Origin of the sequence: Streptomyces sp. (assembly GCF_035563135.1) — a bacterium.
GTDB lineage: Bacteria > Actinomycetota > Actinomycetes > Streptomycetales > Streptomycetaceae > Streptomyces.
The window spans coordinates 1-2,057 of sequence record NZ_DATMVN010000322.1 but is presented as its reverse complement, the minus strand read 5'-3'; the positions used below and the strand labels follow the sequence as shown (position 1 = coordinate 2,057).

Annotated in this window: 3 protein-coding genes; all 3 read right to left on the bottom strand. The window is 73.0% G+C overall.

What is annotated here, in order from left to right:
- On the bottom strand, positions 1 to 663 hold a 663-nt coding region (locus VN520_RS14100; protein WP_325747246.1), incomplete at its 3' end, for a phosphatidylserine decarboxylase.
- A 246-nt stretch (positions 664 to 909) separates the two neighbouring features.
- Positions 910 to 1,323 (bottom strand): VOC family protein, encoded by a 414-nt coding sequence (locus tag VN520_RS14095; RefSeq protein WP_325747245.1) that lies wholly within the window; start codon positions 1,321 to 1,323, stop codon positions 910 to 912.
- Between the two features lie 139 nt (positions 1,324 to 1,462).
- Entirely contained in the window at positions 1,463 to 1,864 is a 402-nt protein-coding gene (gene sodN / locus VN520_RS14090) for a superoxide dismutase, Ni (RefSeq protein ID WP_325747244.1), read from the bottom strand.
- Between the last annotated feature and the right edge of the window lie 193 nt (positions 1,865 to 2,057).

Sequence of the window (2,057 nt, the reverse complement as noted above, 5' to 3'; positions counted from 1 at the left end):
CCAGCGGGCGATGACGGTCTCGCCGCCGCGCACCCGCTGGCCCACCCGGACGAGCACCGCGCAGTCCCGGGGGACGAAGACGTCCATGCGGGAGCCGAACTTCATCAGGCCCATCCGCTCGCCGGTCGCCAGCCGCCGGCCCACGCCGGTGCGGGTGACGATGCGGCGGGCGAGCACGCCGACGATCTGCCGGAAGACCACGGTGCGGTCTCCGTCGCGCAGGCACAGCTCGCTGCGCTCGTTCCGGTGCGCCGACTCCTTGCGGTAGGCGGCCAGGAAGCTGCCCCTGCGGTAGGAGCTCTCCACCACCTCACCGTGGTACGGCGAGCGGTTCACGTGCACGTCGACGACGGACAGGAACACGCTGACCTGCTGCCAGCCGCCCTCGGGGCCGGGTTCCGGAGCGACGCCCTCCTGCGGCTCACCCGCGACCATCACCACGCCGTCGGCGGGGGAGAGGACGTCGTCGGGGGCCGGCGGCTCGACGTCGCAACGCCGGTCGGGGTCGCGGAAGAACAGCGCCATGTAGGCCGCCAGGAGGGCGAAGGGCCAGGCGGCGAGCCGGAGGCTCCGGCGGCCGCTGGTCCGCCCTGCGGCGGCGAACACGGCGGCGGGTGCCAGGGGCCCGGTGATGAACGGCCACCCGGCCGGGTCGATACGCATCGAGGTCAAACGGTACCGGGGAGCAGTCGCCCGCCACGACCGGTCGGTGTCCGGGAGATGATCGGTCGCCGTCCCGGAGACCGTGGCCCGGCCCCGCTGCAGGGGTCCGCCGCGGCCCGGTCCCGGGTCCCGCCGGCCCCCTGCAGGATCCCGCCACACGCTCGCGCGCGACGGGGGAGCAGGGGGTCCACCCACGACGGGTGCGGAGGACGGGGTCCGCCCACGGTGGGGGCGGCGGGTCCCGGCTCAGGCCGACGCGGTGCCGATGTTGACCAGCCAGCGCACGCCGTAGCGGTCGGTCACCTGGCCGAAGGTGTCGCCCCACACCTGCTGCTCCAGCGGGACGTCGACCTTGCCGCCCTCGGCCAGCGCCTCGAACCAGCGGGTCAGCGCGGGCGCGTCGTCGCCGGACAGCGACAGCGAGACCCGGTCGGGGCCGGTGGCGTCGGGGTCGTGACCGTCGGAGGCCATCAGTTCGAGCCCGTCGGCGGTGCGCAGGAACGCGTGCATGACGCCGTCGTCGGGGTACTCGTCCCCGCCGCCGCCGGCGTCGCCGAAGGTCATCACGTCGAGCTCTCCGCCGAGGACGGAGCGGTAGAACTCCATCGCCTCGCGGGCGGTGCCGGAGAAGTGCAGGTACGGGTTCAGACGGGCGGCCATGGGGTCTCCTGGGTGTGGCGACGGACGGGGTGCGGGTGTCAGGACGGAGACCGCCCCGATCGCCGGAACTCATCGCCGGGAACGGCACCGGCCGGCGAGCGGAGCGCTCGCCGGCCGGTGCCGTGCCCTGCAGGAGGCCTCAGGCGGCGGCCTTCGTCTCCCAGAAGATCTTGTCGATCTCGGCGATGAAGTCGAGCAGCTTCTGACCCTCGGCCGGGTCCATGCTGCCCTTGCCGCCGGACGCGCCGGCCTGCTTGGTCGCCTTGTTGAACAGCTCGTGCAGCTGCGGGTACTTCTCGAAGTGCGGGGCCTTGAAGTAGTCGGTCCACAGCACCCACAGGTGGTGCTTGACCAGGTCCGACCGCTGCTCCTTGATCATGATCGCGCGGGTGCGGAAGACCGGGTCCTCGTTGGCCTGGTACTTCTCCTGGATGGCCTTGACGGACTCCGCCTCGATGCGGGCCTGGGCCGGGTCGTACACGCCGCAGGGGAGGTCGCAGTGAGCGGTGGCCTCCACGGCGGAGAACATGCGGAAACGCATGGGCTGAGCCTCCGGTTCAGTGGGGTCGGTTCGTCTGCGACCCTACTCCCGGTGAGCAGCGGGGACACGTCCGGAGCAGGGCGGATGACGGGCGTCGAGGCGCTGGTCACGCCCTGGGTGGTGGCCCGGGTGAGCGGTCCGTCGATGTCCCCCACGGTCCGCTCCGGCGACCGGCTGCTGGTGCGCCGGGTCA